The sequence below is a fragment of the Candidatus Erwinia dacicola genome (assembly GCF_001756855.1).
In the GTDB taxonomy this organism is placed as follows: domain Bacteria; phylum Pseudomonadota; class Gammaproteobacteria; order Enterobacterales; family Enterobacteriaceae; genus Erwinia; species Erwinia dacicola.
The window spans coordinates 1-2609 of sequence record NZ_MAYS01000480.1 but is presented as its reverse complement, the minus strand read 5'-3'; the positions used below and the strand labels follow the sequence as shown (position 1 = coordinate 2609).

Genomic DNA, 2609 nt, shown 5'->3' with positions numbered 1-2609 from the left:
AGCGGCCACGCGCTCAAGGATATAGGGCTTGAACGGGTCAAGCTTGCAGGGTCTGGGTGCGCGAGGCTTGTAGCGGATATCCGCTACGGGCAGCGGGGCTACGGATATATCTGCGAACGGTCTCACGAGAGCATGAAAGCTGGCGCGCGATGGCGCGTATCGACATGCCCTGACGATGTAAAACACTCATCTCCACTCTGGTCTCCAATGTCATCATTGGCAGTGCCTTAAAACTGCCATTTTTACCCTGGGTGGGTCAGATTTACATCGGCAGGTGGGCCAGTTTTACATCGGTAGCGACACTGCCGATCTCCAGGGTTTCTGCCAGGGTGAAGTGCCTTTTTCAATTGCGGCGATCACCTTGTCGGTCACTTCCTGATACAGGTCACGTTTTTCTTGATTTCTCATGGGTAAATCCTCAAAAAAAAGAGGATTTACCCCACAAGGGGATAAATCCCCTTGTGGGTAAGTTAATAAAAAAGTATCACTCGCCCTCATGCCAGGTTGACAAATCGTCCTCCAGGCGACCAATAAGCACTTCTGCGTGATAGTGGTTAACCGCATCGGTGAAACACCGACGCCAGCAATCGGGATCAACCAGATTACCAAGCCGATTTACACCACGCGCCAGCAGAGAAAGCATCGGTTTATCAAACATTGGGTTGCAGGCAGTAGCTCGCCCCAGCAACGCTGCCAGATGCCAGAGTTCATACGTTTCGGGCGTAAATCCGTCCTCATCTTTGCATTCCTCATAGCAGTAGCCTGGTTTGGCCCTGGTAGCTGCGACCTTCAATAACCGCCAGGTTATACTGCCAAGGAAATGCATCAGGGCGAATTTCGCACTCAACGTATCCTCATAGTCGTGATTTCTCTGCTTATTAAGCATAATCATGTTGTTAACTCCTTCAAAATGAAGGATAACCTCCCACAGGGACGTTATCCCTATGGGGGTTTAAGTAATTACGGCAGTGAAACACCCGGTTCGATCCTCAGCGGCAAAGAGCAACGAGCATCGATGTGCTCTTTCAGCCACTGCAAAACCGGCAACCAGTCCAGTTCATCGCCATCAGACGATATCTCGTAGCAGTCTGAGCAGTACGTGTTCGCCAGGATCAACGTCGCCACAACCAAAAAATCATAAGGTTTGGCTGCCGTTTTGCAGAACCAGTCACGCTGTGCGTGCTGGCAGAGCAAAAACGACTCATGATCCAGGTCGAGCAGCCCGTGCCCGTTGAACGAGATACAGTTTTGCGATCCCGGTGCCGTTCTGCGAAAAAGCTCATCGCATTTCCGCAGTACAGTGGTTCCGGTAGAATCACAGATCACAATCTCCTGACCCAGCACGTCTCTGTTCTGAATCAGAAGAAAAACGTTTGCCACCTGCGCGGTGAGCAGCGTCCATTGTTGATCGGCGACCGGCTTGTTCTGTTTAAAGTAGTGGGTGTATCCCATTGTTGAGTCCTCGCAAAGAAAAGCGGGGACTCATCCCTGAAGGGGATAAATCCCCACAGGGCGCAGTGCTAAAAGGCACTACAGAGTTGAAATCAATGTAAACGGGCGAGCGTCACCAGCAGCAAATCCGAAACGGACTGTACTTTAAAGTGGAACCGCCGTTCAGTATTGTCTCGTGCACGGCAAAGCAGTGAAAAGTTCACCTGGTCAGTATCCGGCTTTTCCCCTGTGTCGGGTGCGTTCCTGGATTGCCAGGCATTCAGCGCACAGCCAACGAGAAGCCCGTGCATATAGGGACTTTCGTCGCTGACAGGCTGATGCCCTGAAAGTGCATCCCAGGCGGAAGCAACAATACTGACTGCCATAGCGTCGTGCGAAACAATAGAGTTGTTTAGAAGGGCCATAGAAAGTTCTCGTTAAAAAACGGGAATTTCCCCCATCGGGAGATATTCCCGTTGAGGTGGCATGCGTCGTCTCTGAAGATGAGCTTAGTTGTCGGCGCGAGCTGGAAGGTTAAGCAAACAACTTCAGCACGGTGATCAGTGTTGCAATCACACCGACAGCCGCAAAGATTGTTGTATTAAGACGTTGATTCAGACGAACCTCAAACTGAGATATCTCAGTCTTCAGATCAGCTTTCAACTCAGCCTTAACCTGCTGCAATTCTGCACTGGTTGCCAATTGTGCATTAACTGACTTCTGAAAATTCACAATCGCCTCCACTTGTTCCTGGCTGAAAGCCTGTTGCAGAAATGCCGCTGCATCGTATGAAATGTTACTCATCGTACCTCCTGATTGATCGGGAGGCACGTTCCCTGTAGGGAGTGTGACTCCCGAAGGGTAGTATGTAGGTGTTGCCAAAACTCTATATCAGGGGCACTGTTGCAAAGTTATTGATGAGTTAGCCTTTCGTGTTATTGAAAGATCTTATCTTTCAAATTAGACTGTAAGTACTACAGCCGCTCAGATTTGTTGGGCGTCAGACCACCGTTATACCAATGGGGCCTGATAGCGCTGTAATATCCCGTTATATAGTGGATTATCGCGCCCTGGGCTTCGCTGAAGCTGTTATAGCCCTTCGTCGGCACCCATTCGGTCTTCAGGCTCCGGAAGAACCGCTCCATAGGGGCGTTATCCCAGCAGTTTCCCCGTCGACT

5 protein-coding genes and 2 pseudogenes are annotated in these 2609 nt (G+C 50.4%); all 7 read right to left on the bottom strand.

The window, feature by feature from the left end:
• Positions 1 to 217, bottom strand: a pseudogene (locus BBW68_RS16950) (helix-turn-helix domain-containing protein); the annotation flags it as partial.
• Positions 218 to 306: 89 nt separating this feature from the next.
• Positions 307 to 408 (bottom strand): annotated as a pseudogene (locus tag BBW68_RS16945) (ArdC-like ssDNA-binding domain-containing protein); the annotation flags it as partial.
• 76 nt (positions 409 to 484) lie between these two features.
• Entirely contained in the window at positions 485 to 892 is a 408-nt protein-coding gene (locus BBW68_RS12620; RefSeq protein ID WP_070135630.1) for a hypothetical protein, read from the bottom strand.
• A gap of 68 nt (positions 893 to 960) precedes the next feature.
• Entirely contained in the window at positions 961 to 1452 is a 492-nt protein-coding gene (locus BBW68_RS12615; protein WP_070135629.1) for a hypothetical protein, read from the bottom strand.
• A gap of 92 nt (positions 1453 to 1544) precedes the next feature.
• On the bottom strand, positions 1545 to 1856 hold the full coding sequence (locus BBW68_RS18465; RefSeq protein ID WP_148127668.1) for a hypothetical protein: 312 nt from the start codon (positions 1854 to 1856) through the stop codon (positions 1545 to 1547).
• Between the two features lie 109 nt (positions 1857 to 1965).
• Positions 1966 to 2235: a hypothetical protein gene (locus tag BBW68_RS12610; protein WP_070135628.1), complete on the bottom strand. Its 270-nt coding sequence runs from the start codon at positions 2233 to 2235 to the stop codon at positions 1966 to 1968.
• 170 nt (positions 2236 to 2405) lie between these two features.
• A partial coding sequence (locus BBW68_RS12605; protein WP_070133629.1) for an integrase core domain-containing protein occupies positions 2406 to 2609 on the bottom strand: 204 nt, incomplete at its 5' end.

Coding starts and splice junctions, on each gene's coding strand:
- BBW68_RS18465 (WP_148127668.1), bottom strand. CDS start 1,856: ATGGCCCTTCTAAACAACTCTATTGTTTCGCACGACGCTATGGCAGTC.
- BBW68_RS12610 (WP_070135628.1), bottom strand. CDS start 2,235: ATGAGTAACATTTCATACGATGCAGCGGCATTTCTGCAACAGGCTTTC.
- BBW68_RS12620 (WP_070135630.1), bottom strand. CDS start 892: ATGATTATGCTTAATAAGCAGAGAAATCACGACTATGAGGATACGTTG.
- BBW68_RS12615 (WP_070135629.1), bottom strand. CDS start 1,452: ATGGGATACACCCACTACTTTAAACAGAACAAGCCGGTCGCCGATCAA.